Genomic DNA, 21999 nt, shown 5'->3' with positions numbered 1-21999 from the left:
CTGGTCTCCGTGTGTTCTTGTTTATTGTCCCGCCCCGGCCATCAGCGTGGCATAAGCGGCATAATCGTCCTGCATCCGGCGAAAAACGCCATATTTGGCGTCGTGATAGGCTTTGAACGATCCACCGCGCGGCGCGATGGTCCTGGCCTGCCCGCTCATGGTCCGCATCGCCTGGGCGATATCGGCAAAATCCCCAGCTGCGGCCGCCCCGAGCATGGCCGATCCGGCCAGCACAGGTTCGCTCTGGTCCGGCACCACCACCCGGCACCCTGTCGCATCCGCATGTTCGCGCAGATAAAGGGAATTGCGCGCCAGCCCGCCGCTCACCACCAGCGTGTCGATAACCACACCCTTGCTGCGCAACGCCTCGATGATGTGTCGCGTGCCATAGGCCAGCGCCTGCTGGGTCGCCAGATAGTCGAGCGCCAGATCGTCGATCCCGCCCGAAAGCGTCAACCCGCTGATCGCACCCTTGCGCCAGGGCTGGGCCAGCGGCGAGCGGTTGCCGTGGAAATCGGGCTGGACGTGCCGGTCGCGCGTCAGGAACGCACTTTCCGGGCCCATCTGCGCCAGATGCGCGTCGAGCATTTCAGCAAGGCGCTTGTCCCCGGCCTTCTGTTTGAGTTCACCATGAGCCGAATGGCGCGCGATCACATGATCGAGCAACGCTCCCGCAGCCGATTGCCCGCCTTCATTGGCCCAGAACCCTTCGAGCAGAACCGAATAATACGGCCCCCACACTCCCGGCACGAAAGCTGGATCCCGCGTCAGCGAGATATGACAGGTCGATGTGCCCGCGATCACCGCCAGCCGGCCCTCGAACCGGGTCGCGCCCTGGTCGTCCGCCACACCGAATGTGCCCAACGCCCCCGAATAGGCATCGATCAGCCCCGTCGAAACCGCCGTCCCCGGCACCAGCCCCAACTCGGCGGCAGCCTCCGCCGTCAACCCGCCGGCCCGCGCTCCGGCCGCGCCAAACCGCGTTCCAATCTTGTCGGCCCCTGGGCCCGTCAGATCGCCCAGCCCGATGCGCTCGAGAAACGCCCCGTCCCAGCCCTCTCCGGCCAGTCCCTTGTGCCCCAGATAGGTCCATTTGCAGACCGGCGAGCAAAGCGAGCGCATCTGGCTCCCCGTAGCGCGATAGACCAGCCAGTCGGGCAAATCCCAAAGGCGCTGCGCCTTTGCCCAGCTCTGCGGCAATTCGCGCTTGAGCCAGACCAGTTTGGGCAATTCCATCTCGGGCGACATCACGCCTCCGATATGGTCGAGCACCGCTGCGCCCGTTGCCGTGATCGCCTCGGCATCGGCGATGGCCCGATGGTCCATCCACAAGATGACGTCCTGATCCCCGGCCCCGTCCGGGCTCACACTGACCGGGGCGTCATTGGCTCCGGCGACAACCAGCGAACAAGTGGCATCGAACCCGATCCCCGCGATATCCTCGGCCCGGACGCGCGCCATTTCGCGCGCCTCCCGCACCGATCGGGCCACAGCCGACCAGATACCGACCGAGCTTTGCTGCGCGAAATCGGGAGCGGGGCGAAAGGTTTCGATGGGGCTGCTGGCCGCCGCGAGCAACTGACCCGTACTGTCGAACAGTCCGGCGCGCGCACTGCTGGTGCCCACATCGATGCCGAAATAAAAGCTCATCTGTTCAATCCCGCGCCCAAAGCCGAAATCACCAGGCCGTAAACCCGCCATCCACCACGACGTTGGAGCCCGTCATGTAGGACGAGGCATCAGACGCAAGGAAGCGCACCACGCCATTATATTCGTCGATCTCGGCCTGCCGCCCCATGGGAACGCGTTCGAGGAAAGCGTCGATAAACTCCTTGTCGAAGCTCGCCGTCTTAACGCCACCGAACGAGATGAGATTAACCCGCACCTTCTTTTTCGCCCAATACGTCGCCAGATAGCGCGTCATGTTGACCAGCCCCGATTTCGAGGCGGCATAGGAAATCGCCTTGATGAACGGCACCCCGTCACGCTCTTCGCGATAGGCGTAAAGCGCCTGATTGGGCGAAACCAACCCGTAGATTGACCCCACATTGATGATCGATCCGCGCCCCTCTGCCGCCATGCGGCTGCCTACCACCTGCGTGGTCAGCATCACCCCCGTCAGATTGGTGTCGATAATCTCGTCCCAGTACTTCTGCGGATAATCCTCGAACGGCGCGTTCTGTTCGGCCGATCCGTCGGGCTTTGAATCGATCCCGGCATTGTTGACGAGGATGTGCGGAACGCCCCAATCTGCAACCAGCTTTTCGGTCGCCGCTTCAAGCCCGGCCTTATCGGTCACGCTGGCTTCATAGACGGCGATATTGCCGGCGAATTCGCCGAATTTCTCGGCAATCTGCTCCTTGCTGAACGGGCGGCGCGAAAAGATCGCAACCTTGGCCCCGGCCGAAGCCAGCGACCTGGAAAACTGCGTTCCCAATTGCCCCAGGCCACCAGTCACAACGGCAACGCGGCCCTCGACGGAAAACGGATCATGCATCTAAAAAATCCTCAATTGGAGTTGGGAGTATCGGGCGCCTGTTTCGGCGCGCCGGAAAAAGTCCGCAAAAGGGAGCGGATGAGCGGGACGAGGATCACCGCGCACACAACGACACCCAGGCCCGCTGCGACGGGTCGACTGAAAAAGCCCAGGAGGTTTCCATCGGCGATCTGCATCGACATGATGAAATTGCGCTCGAGGATGGGTCCCAGAACCAGCCCGAGAATGACCGGAGCGATGGGGAAGCGGTTCGATTCCATGAGATAGGCGGCCAGCCCCGCCGCCAGCATCACCCCGACATCGAACACCGTGTTGTTGATGGCGAACGCTCCCACCACGCAGAACACCAGAATGGCCGGCACGATCAGCCCGCGCGGCACGGCAAGCACATAGCGGGCGCCCTTGATCGCCAGAAAGCCGATGGGAAACAGGAACAGATTGGCCAGCCCGAACGTCAGGATGACCGCCGTGAGCATCGTGGGGTTGTCCACGAACAATTGCGGTCCGGGATTAAGCCCCTTCATGAACAGCACGCCAATGGCAATCGCCGTCACCGCATCGCCGGGGATCCCGAAAACCAGCGCCGGAACCCAGGCACTCGAAAGCCCGGCATTGTTGGACGAACTGGCTTCAATCAGCCCCTCTTCGTGGCCCGTGCCGAATTTTTCGGGCGTCTTGGAGAACCGCTTGCTCATTCCGTAAGCGATCCATGCCGCCAGATCGCCGCCCACACCCGGCAGCGCCCCGATCGAAGCCCCAAGGCTCGATCCGCGTACAAAACTCCACGGATAGGCTCTGAAAGCCTTGCCGACTCCGGCGAACGGATTGCTCCAGAACTTCTGCCTCTCGGGAACCGGCGGAACGGTCCCCGCCGCCGAGAGCCCGCGCAGCAACTCGGCGAACGCGAACATGCCGATCATGGTGGGTATGAAGCTCACCCCGCCATAAAGATCGATAACGCCGAAGGTAAAGCGAGGCTGGCCGGAGGTCACGTCGAGCCCGACCGTACTGATCAGAAGGCCAAGGCTCAGCGAGAACAGCCCGCGCGCCGGCGCATTGGTGCTGACCAGCGCCGAGGTCAGAAGCCCCAGCAGCGCCATCCAGAAAAATTCGAAACTCGAAAAGTTGAGCGCCGCCCGCGCCAATATCGGCGCGCTGAACAACAGCACCAGGGCGCCCACCAACCCGCCGGCCGCGGAAAAGGCAATACCGATTCCCAACGCCAGTTGCGCCTTGCCCTTGAGATTGAGCGCATAGGCCTCTTCCACATAGGCAGCCGAGGCGGGGGTACCCGGAATGCGCAACAGAACGCCCGGTATGTCGCCCGCCGTTATCGCCATCGCCGTCGTCGCAACGATCGCTGCGATGGCCGGCACGGGATCCATGTAAAAGGTCAGCGGTATGAGAAGCGCGGTGGCCATTGTCGCGCTCAGCCCCGGTATGGCGCCGATAAACAGCCCATAGAGCGAAGCCAGAAGCACAACCATTAGCACCTGTGGCTGCAAAACCACGCCCAGTGCGGCGATCAGGACATCAATGCTCATGGCATCAACCCAGGAAAGACAGAGGACCGGTCGGCAACGGCACATAGAGCAACCGCTTGAAGACCAGAAAGGCGCTGAAAACCACGACCAGCGCCACGGGAACCGCCGCGACGGGCCGGGCACCCATGAGGATCATCAGGGGCAAGGCGTAAACCAGCCCGAACAGCGGAAAGCCGATGGCCGGCATGAAGGCGATGCCCAGCACCACACCGATGATGGCCCAGGCCGCGCAGACCAGTCCGCGCGTCTGCCCCTTCCAGACCGAAAAATCGACCAGCGGCCCGGTTTCGGCGGCACGCAGGCCACCAATGAATACAGCCAGGCCGCAACCGGCCATAACCAGCCCGATCAATGTGGGCATCAGCGATGGCCCGAACGTTGTGCCTGGCACGGCCGGGATAGCTTGCGCCTGCCAGATGATACCGAACGCGAGAAGCACCAGGCCCAGACCCAGAATACGATCGTCGATGCGCATGGTGCTCCTCCGCTATTTCGCCTATTGCGCCAGGCCGACGGCCTGCATCGCGCCAACCAGATCGTCGCGCGAACGCATAACGGTCTGGGTGAAGGTTTCAGCATCCTGATAGGCGACCGAGAACCCACGCGATTCCATCATGGCGATGAAGTCTTCGTCCTGGGTGATCTCAGCGAGAGCATCGGACACCTTGGTGACGACTTCCTCGGGAAGCTCGGCCGGTCCGGCCATGCCCCGGAAGGGAAGCGGGGACCATTCGATGCCGAGCGCTTCCCCGGTCGTGGGAATATCGGGATAAAGGCTGCTACGCTCGTCGGCCAGCAACACCAGCGTCTTGGCCTCGCCCGCATCGACCAGCGATTGCGCTTCGGCCGGTGACGTCGAGACGATGTCGATGGCATTGGCAGCAAGCTGCTGCATGGCCGGAGCCGACCCATCCGAAGCCACCCACGGGCCCGCCTCTGGATCGATGCCCATTTCGTTGAGCAAACCGACCCAGGCCAGGTGCGAAAGCCCGCCCCGGTTGGCGCCCGAAGCCTTGAGCTCGCCCGGATTGGCCTGCGCCGCATCGATCAAATCCTGCGCGGTTTCATAGGGAGCGTCGGCCCTGACGTTGAGCCCGATCGCGTCGGCATTGAACCGGCCCAGCAGCGTAAAGTTTTCCGGCGCGGCGCCGGGAAGCCCCTGCGCTTCGAACATCGTGGTTTCGATGGTGATGACGCCAAGCGTGTACCCGTCGGGTGCCGAATTGGCGATGGTGATGTGGCCGACCAACCCACCGCCGCCGGTGCGATTGACCACGTTGAAGGGTTGCCCGAAACGCTCTTCGAGTTCCTGGGCGACAGCCCGCGCCGTCGCATCGGTTCCGCCACCAGCCGCCCAGGGCACAATGATGGTCACGGCCCGTTCGGGCCATTCCGCCATTGCCTGCCCGGCAAACCCGACGGCACCACCCAGAGCCACAGAAGCAGCCAACACGGCTTTTAAAATCGTCATGTCAAATATCCTCCCGTGCTGCTCACAGACTGGCTTTTGCAGCACAAAGCGATTACAGCCAGCCCCGGCGTCATCTCATGTCATAAGTCATATGTCAACACTTGACCTCGCGCCTTGACAGGACTTATGACATAACTAATTTGAGTTCGCGGGTGCCCTTGATTTGAGCCCGCATGCTAGGACGCCCTATGACATCCACAACCGGCTCGGTTCAGACCCGCGACAAATTGCACTCCACCATAGCCAGTGCGGTGGAAGAGCGCATTCTGGCCGGCGAATTGCCGGTCGGCGAAAAGCTGCCCTCGGAAAGCGATTTAGCCCGCGAGTTCGGCGTCTCGACCCGTTCGGTCCGCGAGGCCGTGCAGATTCTGGAGACAAAGGGCCTCGTGCGCCGCCGCCATGGCGAACGCACGACGGTGGTCCGGGCCGATGTGGGCGAGTTTTTGGAGACACTGGCAGTAACGGTCCGCCAGTTGCTGGCCACCAATCCGCGCTATCTCACCGAATTGATGGTGGTACGCCGGATGATCGAAAGCGACGTGCTCGATCTGCTGATGGCCGAAAAAAATGCCGATCTTTCAAAGGTTGAAAATGCCCTCGACGACCTGAGGGCCGCCGGCGATGCCGAGGATTTCGCCCGCTTCACTGCCGCCGACGCCGCCTTCCACCAGGCTCTGGTCGATGCCGCCGGCAACACCGTACTCTCGATCATCTACAACAATCTGCATGGGCTGGTGACCGAAGTGATCCGCGTCACCTCCCGCGTGCCCACCAAATCCTACGAAGCGGCCTATTCCGAGCACGCCGATATCTATAACCGGATCCGTTCAGGCGATGTCGAGCGCGCTAAATCCCTGATCCGCGCCCACATCGAAAACAGCGCCCAATATCTCAGCGTCGCCATCGAAAAAGCCGCCGGCGAACGCGATGGGGGACAGGGCACCAAATAGAACGACGCCCCACCCTCTCCCTCAAGCTCAGCCCTGCCAGGCCACGGTCTTCTGGGTCTGCTCGCCCAAGCCCTCAATCCCCAGCCGCATGGTCTGGCCAGGTTTGAGGTACACCGGCTCTGGCTTGATGCCCATGCCCACGCCCGGCGGCGTGCCGGTGGTAATGATGTCGCCCGGCTGCAGGCTCATGAATTGGGAGATATAGCTCACCACACGCGCCACCCCGAACACCATCGTTTTCGTTGACCCGTTCTGGTAGCGATGCCCGTCGACTTCGAGCCACATTCCAAGGTTCTGTGGATCGGCAATCTCGTCTTTGGTCACCAGCCACGGCCCGATCGGCCCGAACGTATCTGCCGATTTGCCCTTGACCCATTGCCCTGACCGTTTGGTCTGGAATTCGCGCTCGGACACATCGTTGACCACGCAATACCCTGCCACATGCTCAAGCGCATCGGCCTCGTCCACATAACGCGCTTCCCTGCCGATCACCACGCCAAGCTCGACTTCCCAATCGGTCTGGGTCGAATTTTTCGGAATGATGACGTCGTCATTGGGCCCGCAGATCGCACTGGTCGCCTTCATGAACAGCACAGGCTCCCTGGGCACGTCCAATCCACTTTCGGCGGCATGGTCGGCATAATTGAGCCCCACACAGATGAACTTGCCAACCCGCCCCACGCACGGCCCGATCCGCTGGTTCTTGTCCAGTTCCGGCAGCCCCGAAAGATCGGCCCCGGCAAACGTTTCCAGCCCCTCGGGCGTCAGCACCTCTCCCGCGATATCGTCAACGATCCCGCTCAAATCCCGTATCGTCCCGTCCGAATGCAAAACCGCCGGCCTCTCGGCCCCCTTGGCCCCAATGCGCATGAGCTTCATAGTCTTTTTTCCTGTCCGAGTTGTTGGTGCTTAGGCGTGTCGTAGTCCGGCGAGGGTGGCGCGAGAACGGTGATTTGCGAGAACCGGAGCGTACTCAAAGTACGTGAGGACCGGAAGCGCAGCAAATTACCGTTCGCAGCCCTCTATCACCGCGCTACGGCATGGCTAAGTGGTCCAGCCTCCGTCGATGGCGTAGATCTGTCCCGTGGTATAGGTCGCGCCCGCCAGATAAACGGCCAGATCGGCAATCTCCTGCGGCGTTCCCAATCGCCCCACCGGCTGGCGCGCCTCGAACGCCGCCCGCGCCGCTTCATAGTCGCCAGTTGCCCGCAACCGCTCCTGAAGCGACGGGCTGTCCACAGTCCCCGGCGCAATCGCGTTGCAGCGAATGCCCTGCCCCACGAAATCGGCAGCCACCGATTTGGTCAGCCCGATCACCGCCGCCTTGGACGCTGTATAGGCGAACCGGTTGGGCACGCCTGTCACCGAGGAGGCCACCGAACTCATATTGATGATCGCCCCGCCCCCGCGCGCGATCATCCCCGGCAGCACGGCCCTTATGGTGCGCGCCTGCGCCTTGAAATTAAGCTCGAGCGCAAAATCGATGTCGTCTTCGCTGGCCTCGAGCACCGTGCCGCCATGCACGATCCCGGCGCAATTGAACAGGATATCGATAACGCCGATTTCTAAAACCAGCGCCTCGACAGCCTCGGTCGAGAGCACGTCGAGCACCCGCGTCTCGATTCCCTCGACGTCATCGAGTTCGCGCAGAAGCGCCTCATTTATGTCAGTGGCAAAAACCCGCGCACCCGCCGCGGCGAAGGCCAGCGCCGAAGCCCGCCCGATCCCCTGCGCCGCCGCTGTTATGAGGCAGGTCTTGCCCGAAATATCGGCCATATTGCCCTCTCTATTTCATGATCCAGCCGCCATCGACATTGATGGTCTGGCCCGTAATGAACCCCGAAGCGTCCGAGGCCAGAAACATCAGCGCATTGGCGATGTCGTCCGGATGTCCCCGCCGCTTGACCGCCTGGCTGTCGATGATGCGTTTCTCATAAGCCACCCGGTCCGGATGGATCGCCTCCGCATCGGTCGGAAACGCCCCGGGCGCAATCGCATTGACGGTAATCCCGTACACGCCGAACTCGCGCGCCCAGCCCCGGGCCAGCCCGATCAGCGCGGCTTTCGATTGCACATAGGGCACCAGATTGTCCCACGCACCCGCAACGGTGATAGAGGAAACATTGATGATCCGTCCCCATCCCTTGGCCTTCATGGATGGCAGCGCGGCCATAACGCAGACCAGCGCCGCCTCCACATTGATCCTGTGCACCAGTTGCATCTCTTCGAGTGTGAAATCCTCGAACGGCTTTGAAGGATAGATCGCCGCATTGTTGATGACGACATCGAACCCGCCATGCTTTGCGATCAGCCCATCGAGCGTTGCGCGCAACCCCTCCAGGTCGGAAAGATCGCATTCGACGACCTTGAGCCCCGCCGCCCCATCGGCCGCCGCCTCCAGTTGCGCGATCTTTTTCGCGTCATTGTCCAGAACGACGACCTGCGCGCCCGCCTCGAGCAGTTTCAGCGTCGTGGGCAGGCCCAATCCGCCCGCCGCGCCCGTATAGAGCACGCGCTTCCCGTCCATCGATCCGAAATGATCGCCCATCGCCGGCCTCCCCTCCGCCCGCTCGCCACCTTATCGCTTAAAGTGGTTCGCTCAAGGCCGATCAGCCAAATCGGCTCGCCGTGATCGAGGTCGGCGGCACCTTGCCGGCAAAGAAGGCGTCGATATTGTCCTTGACCGTCTGCGCCATCCCGGTGCGCGTCTCGACAGTCGCGCTGCCCTGATGGGGGATGAGAAAAACATTATCGAGCGCCAAAAACCGCGCATCGATCTGCGGCTCGTTCAAAAACACATCGAGCCCCGCCCCCGCGATGGCCTTCGCTTCCAACGCATCGAGCAACGCGCCTTCATTGATCACGCTCCCTCGGGCGATATTGACCACGAAGCCGTCGCGCCCCACAGCGTCAATGACCTCTTTGTCGATCATCCCTTGCGTTTCACCCGTTGCCGCCACTGCGATAACCAGCACATCGGCCCATTGCGCTAACGCCACAGGCGTATCGAAAGCGGTCCAGCCATCGACCGATTTTTCCGAGCGGTTCCAGAACCCGACATCGAACTTGAAGGCCTCTGCCCGTTCCCCGATCGCTTTCCCGATCGCCCCCAGCCCGACAATGCCGAACTTTTTACCCTTGAGCGCCCGCGCCAGCCCCATCTTCTTGCCCAGCGCCCAGTCCCCCGACCGAACGAAAGCCTGCCCCTGTCCGAACTCGCGCATCGCGGCGATCACCAGCCCCATGGCCATATCGGCCACGTCGTCGGTCAAAACCCCCAGCGTTGTCGCTACATGGATGGATCGCGACGCGCAAAGATCGAGATCGATCCTGTCGGTGCCCACCCCGTTGACCGCGATCAATTCCAGGTTCGGCAGCTTTTCGATCCACGCCCTTTCCATCCCCAGCCCGCCATTGGTCATCGCCACGCGGAACTCGGAAAGCCGCTCCATTGCCTTGGGGTCGTCCGCCGGAATCAGCTCATAGCGCTCCGCCAGGTCCGAACCGATCGGCTCGATCATCGTATCGAATGTCAGGACAGGTTCGGCCACGAGGTACCTCTTTAATTTGGTCTAGGGGTGCCAGATCCAGGTCAGGACCAGGCGAAAATGGTGATGGTCGAGAACCGGACCGGAGCGTACTAAAGGTACGTGAGAACCGGAAGCGCAGAACATCGCTGTTTGCAGCCCATCCTCACCTGGATATGGCGCCCCTAGTGCGAAATCTGTCCAAGGAAGGTCTTGGTCCGCTCATTCTGCGGATTGGAAAAGAAGCTCTCGGGCTCGCCCACCTCGACAATCTCACCCTTGTCCATGAAGATAACCCGGTCGGCAACCTTGCGCGCAAAGCCCATCTCGTGGGTGACCACCAGCATGGTCATCCCCTCGCGCGCCAGATCGATCATCGTGTCGAGCACCTCGTTGACCATTTCCGGGTCGAGCGCCGAGGTCGGCTCGTCGAACAGCATGATTTTCGGGTTCATGCACAGGGCCCGGGCAATCGCAACACGCTGTTGCTGGCCGCCCGACAGCTGGGCCGGATATTTCTCCGCCTGCTCGGGAATGCGCACCCGTTCGAGATATTTGCGCGCCGTGGCTTGCGCCTCATCCATGCTGACGCCCCGCACCTTTCTGGGTGCCAGCATGCAGTTTTCCAGCACCGTCATGTGCGGAAACAGGTTGAACTGCTGGAACACCATTCCAACGTCGCGGCGCACCGCCTCGACGTTCCTGGCGCCCGCCGTCAGTTCGATTCCGTCGACGGTGATGGTGCCCTTCTGCACGCTCTCGAGCTGATTGATGCAGCGGATGAGCGTCGATTTCCCCGACCCCGAGGGGCCGCACACGACGATCTTTTCGCCGCGTGCGACCGTCAGGTCGATGGAATTGAGCGCATGAAAGGAGCCATACCATTTCTCGACGCCGACCATTTCGACGGCGGCATTGCCGGCCCTGTGCTCAGCATTGTTGGTCATGGCGTGTCCTTTCGCGCGATCTGTTACTGCCCGGAGATGACGAACTCGGGCAGCGGACCGCCAACCCATTCTTCATGCAGGCCGTTAAGGCTGCCGTCCTCTTTCACGCGCCCCAGAAAGTCGTTGATATAGGCGAGCAATTCGTCGCTTCCCGGACGCACGGCAATCGCCTGGCTCTGCTGGCGCAGCGAGAACTTGGTGTCGAATCGGTCCGGCGCCATGGCGTTGATCTGGGAAATCACGACGTTCGATGCCCCCATCAGCGGGGTCTGGCCCGAAAGCAGCGCCTGCACGGCACTGGCGTCGTCGTCGAACCGCTGGATATTGGCATCGGCCGGCGCGATCTCGGTGATCGAGGTGTCCTGCGTCGAAGCCCGGGCCACCGCGATGTTCTGCCCCGAAAGCCCTTCGGGCCCACCGACTTCGAGATTGGCATCGCCGAACACGAAGATTTCGATGCCGGCGTAAGGATCGGAAAAATCGACCTGCTCGGCGCGCTCGGGCGTGATCCCCAGCGAGGCGACCAGAATATCGACCTGGTTGGAAACCAGATAGGGAATGCGGTTGGGGCCCGTCACCGGCACGAGGTTGAGTTCGACCCCCATGTCCTCGGCCAGCAGCCGCGCCACATCGGCGTCATAACCATCGGGATTGCCCGCTTCATCGAGAATGCCAAACGGCGGAAAATCGACGAGCAGCCCGATATTGACCGTGCCGCGCTCCTGAATTTCGCTCGGCGTCTGGGCCGCAACCGGCCCAGCCACCAGCCCGGCGGCCAGCGCCGCGGCCGCCCCCAGCCCGATCAGTTTTTTGTTCAGTGTCATGCTACTCTCTCCCTTGGTTAAATTTCATCGTGGTCTAGCGTATGTGGGCAGTTAGGTCAGCGTGAGCCGAAAGTGGCGGTTTTCGAGAACCGGAGCGGAGCGTACATTTGGTACGTGAGCACCGGAAGCTCAGAACACTGCCATTTGCAGGCCACCCTCACCTAACGCGCGGTTGCGATTGCAAATCGCCCCTCCAGGTGTCTGGCCCACAAAGAAAGCGGCCAGCACAAGATGAAATAGAGCGCCGCGACCAGAGAAAACACGGTCAGCGGTTGGAATGTTGCGTTGTTGATGATCTGGCCGGCCCGTGTCAGCTCCACGAACCCGATGATCGAGGCGAGCGACGTGCCCTTGATCAGTTGCACCAGGAACCCCACTGTCGGCGCCACGGAAATCTTGGCCGCCTGCGGCAAAACGATATGGGTCATGCGGTCGCGATAGCCCAGACCCAGCGCCCAGCTCGCTTCGCTCTGGCCCTGCGGCACCGCTTCGATGCACCCGCGCCAGATTTCGCCCAGATAGGCGCTGGCATGCAGCGTCAGCGCCACGGCAGCAGCCACCCAGGGGTTGATCCCCACCCCGAAAATGTTGAGCCCGAAAAATACGAGGAACAGCTGCATGAGCAACGGGGTGCCCTGAAACACCCGGATGAACGCCAGCGCGAAATACCGCAGCGGCGTGATGGGCGACACCCGCCCCAGCGCTATGGCGATCCCGCCCACCGCGCCGCCGGCAAACGCCACCGCCGAGAGCAGCAGCGTCCACTGCACCGCCAGAACGATGTACCAGAATTCATTGGGGCCGAAGGTTCTGAACATGGACGTCCCCTACCGCGCCAGCGGATAGCGGAACGCTGTCCGCCCGATGGCCGAAAACAGCCCTGAAAAGCCCAGCGACAGGATGAAATACATCACTGTTATGACCAGATAGACCTCGAAGGCCGCAAAGGTCGCCGACTGGATGTTGTTGCCCGCCGCCGCAAGGTCGGTCGCCGAAATCGCCGAGACAACAGACGAGGTCAGCATCAGATAGATGAACTGGCTGGTCAGCGCCGGATAGATAGTCCGGATCGCTGGTTTGAGGATGATATAGCGGAAAATCTGGTGCCCCTTGAGCCCCAGCGCCTTGCCCGCTTCCACCTGTCCGCGATTGATCGATTCAATCCCCGCCCGCACGATTTCGGTGGCATAGGCGCCCACATTGACCGACAGCGCCACCAGCGCCGCCGTATTGGGGTCGAACCGGATTCCCAGCGCGGGAAGTGAGAAATAGATAAAAAATATCTGGACCAGGAACGGGGTGTTGCGGATCACCTCGATATAGATGTTGACCAGCCACGCCAGCGGCTTGATGCCCGCAGTCTTGGCGGCAGCGCACGGGACCGCGATCAGCGTCCCGATCAGGATAGCGCCGAAGCTGAGCTGTATCGTGATGAGCGCGCCATAGATCAACTGGTCGAAATTGTTGATCACCGGCGCGAAATTGAACTGATAGTTCACGCGCTCACTCCTCCCGCCGCAATGCCCGCATGCAAAAAGCCCGATCATGGGCCGCCAGCATTGCAGATTAAGTCCTCAAGCGATGGTTCCGATCCCCCGGGAAACGGATGACGCTCCGGCCTTCTTCAATTTAGATCGATCTAAAATCCTTAACGATCCCGAGTCAACCCCGCCGATGAACCCCGGTTACTCGACCCGGGACCCGACCGATCCGCGTTCGACGAAATGGGACGGGACCCTGCGGATTTCCATCGCCGCCTCGGGGGTCTCGATCCGCCGCAACAGCAATTGCGCCGCCAGCACTCCGATCTCGATCGGCTCGGTCGCAACCGAGGCCAGTCCCGGCCGCACAAGGTCGGTTTCAGCCACGTTGTCGAATCCGATCAGCGACACCTCCCGCCCCGGCATCAGCCCGCAATCGGAAAACCCCCGATGCATGCCCAGCCCGATGACGTCGTTGTGGCAGATCCAGGCGGTCGGCGCGTTCGCCGTCCCCGCCATTCGCCGCGCCAGCGCCATGGCCTCCCCATGGGTGGGGTCGATTTCGATCTCGATTGCAGCTTTGACCCCGTGCCGCTGTGTCGCCGTCCGAAACGCGGCAAGCCTTTCGTCATGGGCCGAATGGTCGAGATTTGCCGTCACGAACCCGATCCGCGAATGGCTCAGTTCCACCAGCCGCGCCACCGCGCCATCCATGCCCCCGCTCTGGTCCATCCCGACATAATCGACGGCGCCGCGCCCCACCGTCCGAAGCGCCTCGACCACCGGCATGCCCCAATCGGTCAGCCTTTCGACAAAATTGGGCCCGGTTCCCGCAGCCGGGCAGACAATCAGCCCGTCCACACCATGCTCGCGCATCCGTGTGACGAACCCGTCCTGCTTGGCCGCCGATTCCGCCGAATGGGCGATAAAGGTCGCAAGCCCCGCCCCGTCGACCACCTGGTCGATCCCCGCCAGCAACACGCCGAAAAACGGATTGGAAAGGTTGGGGATAATCACTCCGATCGTACGGCTGCGCGCCGCGCGCATTCCGGCAGCCCCCAGATTATAGACATAGCCGATCTCGGCCATCGCCGCTTCGACGCTGGCCCGCGTTTCGGCCCCCACCAGCGGGCTCTTGCGCACCACCAGCGACGCGGTAGCCCGCGACACCCCCGCCTTGCGGGCTACGTCCATAAGCGTGGGACGCGGCTTGCGCGCCGGCTTTTCGCCCATCATCCTCCCCCGATCCTGAGTTGTTAGATCGATCTAAAGAGCAAGATGACAAGTGCGGCGGCAATTGGCAACCGCCGGTATCAAAAAGGGAACCGCTTGCCGTTCGGGCCATTGCTCCAGCACAGACCAGGAGACAGCCATGCCAGACGACCAGAACCCCCGTCCGCCTCTCGGCGACACGCCGCCACCGCAACCCCATCCACGTCCCGGTCGGCCGGTCACACCGCCACCACCCAGGGAACCCGAAAACGACGTCCCCGGCACGCCACCGAGCCCTGAACCCGATGTCCAGTTCCCGGACCCACCGCGGCGCTGAGACCTACAGCAACCCCGCCGCTGCCAGATCGCTCATCAGCGCCCTTGGTCCATACGTCCAGGGCGCGCACTCGGTGGACAGCCGAACCGTATTGACCAGCGTCCCCAGCATCGGCGTCGAAATCGTCACCACATCCCCCAGCTTGTGGGTAAAACCCTTGCCGGCCCCGTCGCGGTCCTGCACCGGCGCGAACATCGTCCCCAGATAGAGCGCCAGCCCGTCGGGATATTGGTGATGGGTCCCCAGCGCCGCCGCCACCAGCGATTCCGGTGTCCGCGAAATCTGGCTCATCGACGAATGCCCGCTGAGCCTGAACCCGTCTTCGCCGGCCACCTCGAGCGCGATCTCCATCTGCCTGACGCTGTCGAGCGAAAAACCGCCATCGAACAGCCTGATGAACGGCCCCAATGCCGCCGAAGCGTTATTGTCCTTGGCCTTGCCCAAAAGCAACGCCGAGCGCCCTTCGACATCGCGCAGATTGACGTCGTTGCCCAGCGTCGCCCCGACGATTGCGCCCCTCGACGAAACGATCAGCGCCACTTCCGGCTCGGGATTGTTCCATGTCGAAATCGGATGCAGACCCACATCGGCCCCATGCCCGACACTGGCCATCGGCTGGCATTTGGTGAAGATTTCCGCGTCCGGCCCAATCCCCACTTCGAGATACTGGCTCCACACGCCCTTTTCGACAAGCTTTGCCTTGACCGCCATGGCCGCATCCGACCCCGGCACCAGTTGCGACAAATCCTCCCCGATCAGCGCAAGAATTTCCCCGCGCAGCGCATCCGCCCGCCCCGCGTCGCCCTTGGCCTGTTCTTCGATCACCCGCTCGAGCAGGCTGACAACGAACGTCACCCCCGACGCCTTGACCGCCTGCAGATCGACCGGCGAAAGCAGCGTCACCCCATCGGCCCTGCCTGCGATCAGCGCATCGATATCGGCGATTGCCTCACCCGCAGCGCTTCTCACATATCCCGCCGGATCGTCCATCTCGCAGATGTCCCGCACCGTCGGCGCGGCCTTGGCGGTAATATCGACCACCTGCCCATCCCGCACCGTCACGATGCGCGGATGCCCACCCTCCGCCAGCCGCACCCGGCCCAGAAATACGCCCTGGTTGAAAATCTCTGATCCGTCCATCTTTGCCTCTTTCTAAAACCACCACTCGCCCGATTTCGTAAAGAATCGACCGGTTGCATTATGACCCTCAGCCAGCCCGATCCCCGGCCTGCCCCCTCTCCCTTGGGGGAGAGGGCTGGGGTGAGGGGGCCTTTCTGAGCCAGTGGCGTCACTATCCCCTTCCAACATAGGGCATCTGCGTCGCCATCACCGTCATATTGAGCGTATTGGCCTCCAGCGGCAGCCCCGCCATATAGCTCACCGCTTTTGCGATATGGCTCGCATCGATGGTCGGCTCGACCGCCATTGATCCATCGGCCTGCAACACCCCCGACGACATCCGCGTCGTCATGTCCGTGGACGCATTGCCGATATCGATCTGCCCCACCGCAATGTTGAAAGCCCGCCCGTCAAGCGCCGAAGCCTTGGTGAGCCCGGAAATCGCGTGCTTGGTCGCCGCATAGGGCGCCGATTGCGGTCGCGGCGTCGTGGCCGAAATCGACCCGTTGTTGATGATCCGCCCACCCTGCGGGCTCTGCGCCTTGAACTGGCGGAACGCAAATTGCGTGCAGAAAAACGCCCCCGACAAATTGGCCGCGACAACCTCGTCCCACTGCGCTGCCGAAACATCTTCAAGCGCCACCGAAGGCGCGTTCATCCCCGCGTTGTTGACCAACACATCGAGCCGGCCCCAGCGCCCGATCACCGTCTCGAACGCCGCCCCGACCGCTGCCCGATCGCCGATATCGACCGACACCGCCAGAACCCGTTTGCCGCTCGCATCGATTTCGGCAGCCGTGGCTTCGAGCACCTCCAGCCGACGCCCCAACAACGCCAGCGCAAACCCGTCGGCGTAAAGCGACTTGGCAATTGCCTTGCCCACCCCGGTTCCGCCGCCGGTCACGATTGCAATTTTCATTTCTTCAGGTCTCCGCCCAACTCGTCCTCGATATGGATCGCGATGATCTCGTCGAACGAGGCTTCGGCCTTAAACCCCAGCGAGGTCGCCCGCGACGCGTCGAAATCCTTGGCCCAGCCATCGACCATTTCGGCCACCATCGGATCGGGTTTGCGCCGGATCAGGGCCACCGCCTCGTCCCCGGCCACCCGCCGCAGCGCCGCGATCTGCTCACCCACCGTTGCCGAAAGCCCCGGCATGTTCAGACTGCGCCGCGCCCCGAGCACCGCCGTATCCATCTCAGCGGCATGGATTAAAAACCCCACCGCCGCGCGCGGGCTGGCGTGCCAGTGGCGCGCGTCCTCACTGACCGGCAACACCGCCTCGAGCCCCGCCAGAGGTTCGCGCAGGATGGACGAGAAGAACCCCGAAGCCGCCTTGTTGGGCTTGCCCGGACGGATGCAGATGGTCGGCAGACGAATGCCCACCCCGTCGAGAAACCCGCGCCGCGAATAGTCGGCCAGCAGCAATTCCCCGATCGCCTTCTGCGTTCCATAGCTGGTGCGCGGCGTCTGGAAAAATTCGTCCCCGATCTTTTCGGGAAACGGCGCACCGAACACGGCAATCGACGAGGTAAAGACAAAACGCGGGCAATAGGGGGCGCTCTTTCCCGCCTGCCGGATCGCCTCGAAAAGATACCGCGTGCCGTCGAGATTGATGGCATAGCCCTTTTCGAAATCGAGCTCGGCCTCCCCCGAAACAATGGCGGCAAGGTGAAAGATCACATCGGGCCGCCCGGCAATCAGCATTGCGGCCACGCTCGGATCGGCAATATCGACCGCCCGCGTGCTAATGTTGATGTCTGCCGCCTGCGGCATTTCGGGTTCGATCACATCGACCAGCGTGAGCCCGTCGATCTTTTTGCCGGCCAATGTTCCCGATGCGACCAACGCACCCGTGAGCTTGCGCCCGACCATGCCGGCGGCTCCGATAATCACGATATTCATAGTCTGAACTTGCCCTCCCTGGGCATCACGCTTGTTTTCGGCTCGTGCTTTGACGGGCCTTGAGTTCATAGCCCACATCGACAACGGCCGGGTCGGGGCGCTCGCCCTTGGAGGCGGCGATGATCATCTCGATGGCGCGATAGCCCATATCGTAGCGCAGAGTGCGGATCGATGAGATGGTGGGATTGCTGGCGGCTGTATAATCGAGGTCGTTGTACCCCATGATCCCGAACTGGCCCGGCACGCGGATATGGCGCCTCTGGCACTCAAACAGCGCGCCAAGCGCCATGTCGTCATTGTTGCAGAACACAGCGTCCGCATCGGGCGCCATGCCGAGGAAATCTGAAAACATTTCGCCCCCGCGCGTCACCGATGACGCCTGCGGCGAGGTCAGGATCAGCCGCTCGTCGTAAAGCCCTTCGGCATGCAGCACTTCACTGTAGCCATCGAGCCGCCTCTGCGCCCGCGGGTCCATGCGCGCGCCGATAAACCCGATGCGGCGGTATCCGTTCTCAATCAGGTGCCGCACCGCTGCCCGCCCGCCCTCGCGATGATCGAACCCGATCATCATGTCGATCGGCTCAGGCCCGATATCCATGATCTGGACCACCGGGCAGCCAAAGCTTTCAAGCAGCGCCCGCGCCGTCTGCGACTGGTCGATCCCCGAAACGATGAGTCCAGCCGGCCGCTGCGCCGCGAAAACCCGCAGCAGCTCTTCTTCCTTGCGGTTGGTGTAGCGCGTATTGCCCAGCTGCACCTGATAGGGCGTACCTTCAACCGCGTCATAAATTCCGCGCATCACGTCGGAAAAAACCAGATTGGTCACCGACGGAATCAGCACCCCGATGGTCGATGTGGTGGCCGAAGCTAGCGCTCGCGCCGCCTGGTTTGGCGCGTAGCCAAGCGCATCCACGGCCTGTTGAACGCGTTCGAGCACCTTGTCCGAAACGATATCGGGCGTGCGCAGCGCCCGCGAAACAGTGATAACGCTGACATCGGCAGCAACGGCAACATCTTTAAGTGTTACTGCCTTATAAATATTGTCTTTTTTACCCACTATCTCCCTCCAACGCGCTCATTGCACTGCGGCACGTCGTTGACAATGACATACGCTATCATTTATGCCTCTGTCCAGACGGCTCGCGAACGGCACCAAAAACTGCCACCCTGCCGGTGCGATGACAGCGCCTTTGCATCAAGCGCGCTATGGGAGGAGACCTGAACATGCGCAATGCGCAATTCCGGGCATGGCCGGGACACCCCGCTCATGACTAGGGCCATCGAAATCATCGTCAGGGTGATCGAGTTCGTCTTGGCCGCGCTCTTGCTGGGCATGGTCGTCATGGTCGCGACCAACGTCGTCCTGCGCTATGGCTTTAACAGCGGCCTGACCTTTTCGGAGGAAATGAGCCGCTATTTCTTTGTCTGGCTCACCTTCATCGGTGCGGTCCTGGCCTTCAGGGATCATGGCCACATCGGGGTCGAAACCATCGTCAGGCTGTTCGGCCGCCGGGGTCGCGTTGCCTGCATGCTCATCACCAACATCATCATCCTGATGACGGCCGTGGTATTTTTCCACGGCACCTGGGTCCAGCACCCCATCAACGCCTCGATGACAGCCGCGGTTGTCGGCATGTCGATGATCTGGGTCTATGGCATCGGCTATTTCACCTCCCTGGGCATCGGGCTGATCGCGCTGTTCCGCATCTTCGAGATCGTTACCGGCCGCGTCACCGAAGCCGATATCGCCCGCTTTGCCGGCGAGTATGAGGAAAACCAGAAAGTGGACCGCGCCATATGATTATTCTGGTCTTTCTCGGTTCGCTGTTCGGCACTTTGGCCATCGGCCTGCCGGTCGCCTTCGCACTTTTAACCACCGGCATCGTTCTGATGTCCTATATGGGCATCTTCAACACCCAGATCATTGCCCAGCAGATGATCACCGGGGCAAACACCTTCACCCTTCTGGCCATCCCCTTTTTCCTTCTGGCCGGCGAATTGATGAATGCGGGCGGGCTGTCGCGCCGCATCGTGCATTTCGCCGTCACCTGCGTGGGGCACATCAGGGGCGGGCTGGGCTTTGTGGCCGTCATGGCCGCCGTCATCATGGCGTCGATGTCGGGCTCGGCTGCCGCCGATTCTGCCGCGCTTGCCGCCATTTTGGTGCCCATGATGCGCGATGCGGGCTATAACGTCCCCCGCGCCGCCGGGCTGATGGCATCTGGCGGCATCGTCGCGCCCGTCATTCCCCCTTCGCTCGCCTACATCATCTTCGGCGTCGCCGCCAACGTCTCGATCACCGGCCTGTTTTTGGGCGGCATCGTGCCGGGTCTGATGATGGCGCTCGCGCTGGCCGCCATGTGGGCCTTCGTCGCCCGCACCGAAAAGGTCGAAGCCCTGCCCAAAAGCTCGGGCAAGGAACGCTTCAAGGCTGCCGGCGCTGCCGTCTGGGCGCTGTTCATGCCCGTCATCATTCTGGCCGGCATCCGGTTCGGTGTCTTCACCCCGACCGAGGCGGCGGTGACCGCTGCGGTATACGCGCTTTTTGTCGGCGGCGTGGTTTATCGCGAGCTGACCTGGGCCAGCCTTTACCGGGTGTTCGTAAATGCCGCCAAGACCACCTCGATCGTGATGTTCCTGGTCGCCGCCGCGCTGGTCACCTCCTGGCTCATCACCTCGGCCAACATTCCCAATCAGCTTGTCGGCCTGGTCCAGCCCTTCATCGACAATCCAAAGCTCCTGATGCTGTGCATCGTCCTGCTGCTGCTTGTCGTTGGCATGGTGCTCGATCTGGCCCCGACCATCCTGATCTTTGCCCCCGTGCTCATGCCCATGATCCGGGCGGCCGAGATCGATCCCATCTATTTCGGCATCATCTTTGTGATGACCACCTGCATCTCGTTGATCACCCCGCCGGTTGGCGTCGTGCTCAACGTGGTCAGCGGTGTCTCGCGCGTGCCAATGGGCAAGGTGGTGTACGGCGTTCTGCCGTTCATCCTCTCCCAGGTCATCGTGCTGGCTCTGCTCGTTATGTTCCCCGAAATCGTGCTCACGCCGCTCGGTTGGCTGCGCTGATCCCGATTTCACAAAAACCAATGGAGGAGTTCTTAATATGAAAACCATCATCACGACTTCGCTGGCCGTAGCGCTGGCCATGAGCGTGGCCCTGCCGGCCAGCGCCCAGATTTCCGATCGGACAATCCGCATCGCCAATGGCGTTGCCGAGGATCACCCGGTCGGCGACGGTGTGGACGCCATGACCCAGTGCATCGATGAAGCTACTGGCGGCGCATGGACCATCAATGCGTTCTGGTCATCCTCGCTCGGCGACGATCTGCAATCGGCCCAGTCCCTGCGGTCGGGCACGCTTGAAATGGTCATTTCCTCGACCTCGCCACTGGTCGCCATCGAACCGGCCCTCGGTGTGTTCGATCTGCCCTTCCTTTTGTCCAGCGAACAGGAAGCCGACGCCCTGCTCGACGGCGAATTCGGCACCTACATGGCCGACATGATGCCCCAGCACAACCTGGTCAATCTCGCGTTTTGGGAGAACGGCTTCCGTAACCTGTCCAACTCGGTTCGCCCGGTGGAAGAGCTTGCCGATTTCGAGGGCATGCGCGTTCGCGTCATGCAGAACAACATCTTCCTCGACACGTTCCAGACCCTTGGCACCAACGCAACGCCCATGGCGTTCGGTGAAGTGTTCACAGCGCTCGAAACCGGCGCCATCGACGCCCAGGAAAATCCCTATGTGACGATCGACACCTCGCGCTTCTATGAAGTGCAGGATTATGTCTCCAACACCCGTCACGCCTATACCCCGTTCATGGTTCTGTTTTCCAAGCCGATCTTTGATACCTATTCCCAAGAAGAGCAGCAGATCCTTGTTGATTGCGCCATCGTAGGCCGCGACGCACAGCGTTCGGCCAGCCGCGCTCTCTCCGATGAATCGCTTCAGCGCATCATCGATGCCGGCATCGAAGTCAACGACATCTCCGATGAAGCCATGGGCGAGATCCGTGAGGCGGTCGCCGGGGTTTACGAGCGCAGCGCAGATTCGATCGGCTCCGAGGTGATCGAACGCGTCAACACCGAGCTCGCCGCCATTCGCGGCCAGTAAGCGTCGCCCTCCCGACGTTTTTGGGCGGGGCCGCTCCTGAGGCCCCGCCCTTTTCACACCCCACT

22 protein-coding genes are annotated in these 21999 nt (G+C 62.0%); 4 read left to right on the top strand and 18 right to left on the bottom strand.

From position 1 onward, the window contains the following. Positions 1-21: 21 nt before the first annotated feature. From ACP148_RS01835 to ACP148_RS01815, 5 genes are read right to left on the bottom strand one after another with little or no spacing between them, the layout of a single operon-like run. The gene (locus ACP148_RS01835) at positions 22-1650 is read right to left on the bottom strand and encodes an FGGY-family carbohydrate kinase (RefSeq protein WP_421950931.1); all 1629 of its coding nucleotides are present in this window, start codon (positions 1648-1650) and stop codon (positions 22-24) included. Positions 1651-1678: 28 nt separating this feature from the next. Continuing rightward, complete coding sequence (locus ACP148_RS01830; protein WP_421950930.1) at positions 1679-2497, bottom strand: SDR family oxidoreductase; 819 nt, start codon at positions 2495-2497, stop codon at positions 1679-1681. A gap of 11 nt (positions 2498-2508) precedes the next feature. Then, complete coding sequence (locus ACP148_RS01825; protein WP_421950929.1) at positions 2509-4041, bottom strand: tripartite tricarboxylate transporter permease; 1533 nt, start codon at positions 4039-4041, stop codon at positions 2509-2511. A 4-nt stretch (positions 4042-4045) separates the two neighbouring features. Then, on the bottom strand, positions 4046-4516 hold the full coding sequence (locus tag ACP148_RS01820; protein WP_421950928.1) for a tripartite tricarboxylate transporter TctB family protein: 471 nt from the start codon (positions 4514-4516) through the stop codon (positions 4046-4048). A 21-nt stretch (positions 4517-4537) separates the two neighbouring features. Beyond that, positions 4538-5512: a tripartite tricarboxylate transporter substrate binding protein gene (locus ACP148_RS01815; RefSeq protein ID WP_421950927.1), complete on the bottom strand. Its 975-nt coding sequence runs from the start codon at positions 5510-5512 to the stop codon at positions 4538-4540. Positions 5513-5700: 188 nt separating this feature from the next. On the opposite strand from ACP148_RS01815, the gene ACP148_RS01810 reads away from it, so the two are divergent. Then, positions 5701-6462 (top strand): FadR/GntR family transcriptional regulator, encoded by a 762-nt coding sequence (locus tag ACP148_RS01810; RefSeq protein WP_421950926.1) that lies wholly within the window; start codon positions 5701-5703, stop codon positions 6460-6462. Between the two features lie 27 nt (positions 6463-6489). Here the strand turns inward: ACP148_RS01810 and ACP148_RS01805 are convergent, their stop codons facing one another. The 13 genes from ACP148_RS01805 to ACP148_RS01745 form a co-directional block, all read right to left on the bottom strand. Further along, complete coding sequence (locus ACP148_RS01805; RefSeq protein ID WP_421950925.1) at positions 6490-7341, bottom strand: fumarylacetoacetate hydrolase family protein; 852 nt, start codon at positions 7339-7341, stop codon at positions 6490-6492. Between the two features lie 165 nt (positions 7342-7506). Beyond that, on the bottom strand, positions 7507-8238 hold the full coding sequence (locus tag ACP148_RS01800; protein WP_421950924.1) for an SDR family oxidoreductase: 732 nt from the start codon (positions 8236-8238) through the stop codon (positions 7507-7509). A gap of 10 nt (positions 8239-8248) precedes the next feature. Beyond that, the gene (locus ACP148_RS01795; RefSeq protein WP_421950923.1) at positions 8249-9010 is read right to left on the bottom strand and encodes an SDR family NAD(P)-dependent oxidoreductase; all 762 of its coding nucleotides are present in this window, start codon (positions 9008-9010) and stop codon (positions 8249-8251) included. 61 nt (positions 9011-9071) lie between these two features. Next, entirely contained in the window at positions 9072-10013 is a 942-nt protein-coding gene (locus tag ACP148_RS01790) for a 2-hydroxyacid dehydrogenase (protein WP_421950922.1), read from the bottom strand. 161 nt (positions 10014-10174) lie between these two features. Continuing rightward, positions 10175-10936, bottom strand: coding sequence for an amino acid ABC transporter ATP-binding protein (locus ACP148_RS01785; protein ID WP_421950921.1), 762 nt, complete (start codon positions 10934-10936; stop codon positions 10175-10177). 23 nt (positions 10937-10959) lie between these two features. Beyond that, the gene (locus tag ACP148_RS01780; protein ID WP_421950920.1) at positions 10960-11760 is read right to left on the bottom strand and encodes a transporter substrate-binding domain-containing protein; all 801 of its coding nucleotides are present in this window, start codon (positions 11758-11760) and stop codon (positions 10960-10962) included. 161 nt (positions 11761-11921) lie between these two features. Then, positions 11922-12578 (bottom strand): amino acid ABC transporter permease, encoded by a 657-nt coding sequence (locus ACP148_RS01775; protein ID WP_425033077.1) that lies wholly within the window; start codon positions 12576-12578, stop codon positions 11922-11924. 9 nt (positions 12579-12587) lie between these two features. Next, positions 12588-13307 carry an amino acid ABC transporter permease gene (locus ACP148_RS01770; protein ID WP_425033076.1) on the bottom strand — a complete coding sequence of 240 codons (720 nt, stop codon included), beginning with the start codon at positions 13305-13307 and terminating at the stop codon, positions 12588-12590. Between the two features lie 138 nt (positions 13308-13445). After that, positions 13446-14477 carry a LacI family DNA-binding transcriptional regulator gene (locus ACP148_RS01765; protein ID WP_425033075.1) on the bottom strand — a complete coding sequence of 344 codons (1032 nt, stop codon included), beginning with the start codon at positions 14475-14477 and terminating at the stop codon, positions 13446-13448. A gap of 316 nt (positions 14478-14793) precedes the next feature. Beyond that, on the bottom strand, positions 14794-15930 hold the full coding sequence (locus ACP148_RS01760; RefSeq protein WP_425033074.1) for a fumarylacetoacetate hydrolase family protein: 1137 nt from the start codon (positions 15928-15930) through the stop codon (positions 14794-14796). Positions 15931-16081: 151 nt separating this feature from the next. Beyond that, on the bottom strand, positions 16082-16828 hold the full coding sequence (locus ACP148_RS01755) for an SDR family oxidoreductase (protein ID WP_425033073.1): 747 nt from the start codon (positions 16826-16828) through the stop codon (positions 16082-16084). Further along, entirely contained in the window at positions 16825-17814 is a 990-nt protein-coding gene (gene denD / locus ACP148_RS01750) for a D-erythronate dehydrogenase (protein ID WP_425033072.1), read from the bottom strand. Before denD ends, ACP148_RS01755 begins: the two co-directional genes overlap by 4 nt. 25 nt (positions 17815-17839) lie before the next feature. Then, on the bottom strand, positions 17840-18871 hold the full coding sequence (locus ACP148_RS01745) for a LacI family DNA-binding transcriptional regulator (RefSeq protein ID WP_425033071.1): 1032 nt from the start codon (positions 18869-18871) through the stop codon (positions 17840-17842). 210 nt (positions 18872-19081) lie between these two features. On the opposite strand from ACP148_RS01745, the gene ACP148_RS01740 reads away from it, so the two are divergent. Genes ACP148_RS01740 through ACP148_RS01730 form a run of 3 tightly spaced genes read left to right on the top strand, consistent with a single transcriptional unit; the run spans position 19082 to position 21934 of the window. Further along, the gene (locus tag ACP148_RS01740) at positions 19082-19615 is read left to right on the top strand and encodes a TRAP transporter small permease (protein ID WP_425033616.1); all 534 of its coding nucleotides are present in this window, start codon (positions 19082-19084) and stop codon (positions 19613-19615) included. Then, positions 19612-20889: a TRAP transporter large permease subunit gene (locus tag ACP148_RS01735; RefSeq protein ID WP_425033070.1), complete on the top strand. Its 1278-nt coding sequence runs from the start codon at positions 19612-19614 to the stop codon at positions 20887-20889. Before ACP148_RS01740 ends, ACP148_RS01735 begins: the two co-directional genes overlap by 4 nt. Before the next feature lie 37 nt (positions 20890-20926). Continuing rightward, complete coding sequence (locus tag ACP148_RS01730; protein WP_425033069.1) at positions 20927-21934, top strand: DctP family TRAP transporter solute-binding subunit; 1008 nt, start codon at positions 20927-20929, stop codon at positions 21932-21934. The last annotated feature ends 65 nt before the right edge of the window (positions 21935-21999 follow it).

The sequence above is a fragment of the Pelagibacterium sp. genome (genome assembly GCF_965249125.1).
Classification (GTDB): Bacteria; Pseudomonadota; Alphaproteobacteria; order Rhizobiales; family Devosiaceae; genus Pelagibacterium.
The sequence above is the reverse complement of the archived record's forward strand: the minus strand, read 5'-3'. Positions and strand labels throughout refer to the sequence as shown.

Coding starts and splice junctions, on each gene's coding strand:
- ACP148_RS01775 (WP_425033077.1), bottom strand. CDS start 12,578: ATGTTCAGAACCTTCGGCCCCAATGAATTCTGGTACATCGTTCTGGCG.
- ACP148_RS01795 (WP_421950923.1), bottom strand. CDS start 9,010: ATGGGCGATCATTTCGGATCGATGGACGGGAAGCGCGTGCTCTATACG.
- ACP148_RS01815 (WP_421950927.1), bottom strand. CDS start 5,512: ATGACGATTTTAAAAGCCGTGTTGGCTGCTTCTGTGGCTCTGGGTGGT.
- ACP148_RS01760 (WP_425033074.1), bottom strand. CDS start 15,930: ATGGACGGATCAGAGATTTTCAACCAGGGCGTATTTCTGGGCCGGGTG.
- ACP148_RS01830 (WP_421950930.1), bottom strand. CDS start 2,497: ATGCATGATCCGTTTTCCGTCGAGGGCCGCGTTGCCGTTGTGACTGGT.
- ACP148_RS01735 (WP_425033070.1), top strand. CDS start 19,612: ATGATTATTCTGGTCTTTCTCGGTTCGCTGTTCGGCACTTTGGCCATC.
- denD (WP_425033072.1), bottom strand. CDS start 17,814: ATGAATATCGTGATTATCGGAGCCGCCGGCATGGTCGGGCGCAAGCTC.
- ACP148_RS01730 (WP_425033069.1), top strand. CDS start 20,927: ATGAAAACCATCATCACGACTTCGCTGGCCGTAGCGCTGGCCATGAGC.
- ACP148_RS01820 (WP_421950928.1), bottom strand. CDS start 4,516: ATGCGCATCGACGATCGTATTCTGGGTCTGGGCCTGGTGCTTCTCGCG.
- ACP148_RS01810 (WP_421950926.1), top strand. CDS start 5,701: ATGACATCCACAACCGGCTCGGTTCAGACCCGCGACAAATTGCACTCC.
- ACP148_RS01825 (WP_421950929.1), bottom strand. CDS start 4,041: ATGAGCATTGATGTCCTGATCGCCGCACTGGGCGTGGTTTTGCAGCCA.
- ACP148_RS01770 (WP_425033076.1), bottom strand. CDS start 13,307: ATGATCGGGCTTTTTGCATGCGGGCATTGCGGCGGGAGGAGTGAGCGC.
- ACP148_RS01800 (WP_421950924.1), bottom strand. CDS start 8,238: ATGGCCGATATTTCGGGCAAGACCTGCCTCATAACAGCGGCGGCGCAG.
- ACP148_RS01780 (WP_421950920.1), bottom strand. CDS start 11,760: ATGACACTGAACAAAAAACTGATCGGGCTGGGGGCGGCCGCGGCGCTG.
- ACP148_RS01765 (WP_425033075.1), bottom strand. CDS start 14,477: ATGATGGGCGAAAAGCCGGCGCGCAAGCCGCGTCCCACGCTTATGGAC.
- ACP148_RS01805 (WP_421950925.1), bottom strand. CDS start 7,341: ATGAAGCTCATGCGCATTGGGGCCAAGGGGGCCGAGAGGCCGGCGGTT.
- ACP148_RS01740 (WP_425033616.1), top strand. CDS start 19,082: ATGACTAGGGCCATCGAAATCATCGTCAGGGTGATCGAGTTCGTCTTG.
- ACP148_RS01835 (WP_421950931.1), bottom strand. CDS start 1,650: ATGAGCTTTTATTTCGGCATCGATGTGGGCACCAGCAGTGCGCGCGCC.
- ACP148_RS01785 (WP_421950921.1), bottom strand. CDS start 10,936: ATGACCAACAATGCTGAGCACAGGGCCGGCAATGCCGCCGTCGAAATG.
- ACP148_RS01755 (WP_425033073.1), bottom strand. CDS start 16,828: ATGAAAATTGCAATCGTGACCGGCGGCGGAACCGGGGTGGGCAAGGCA.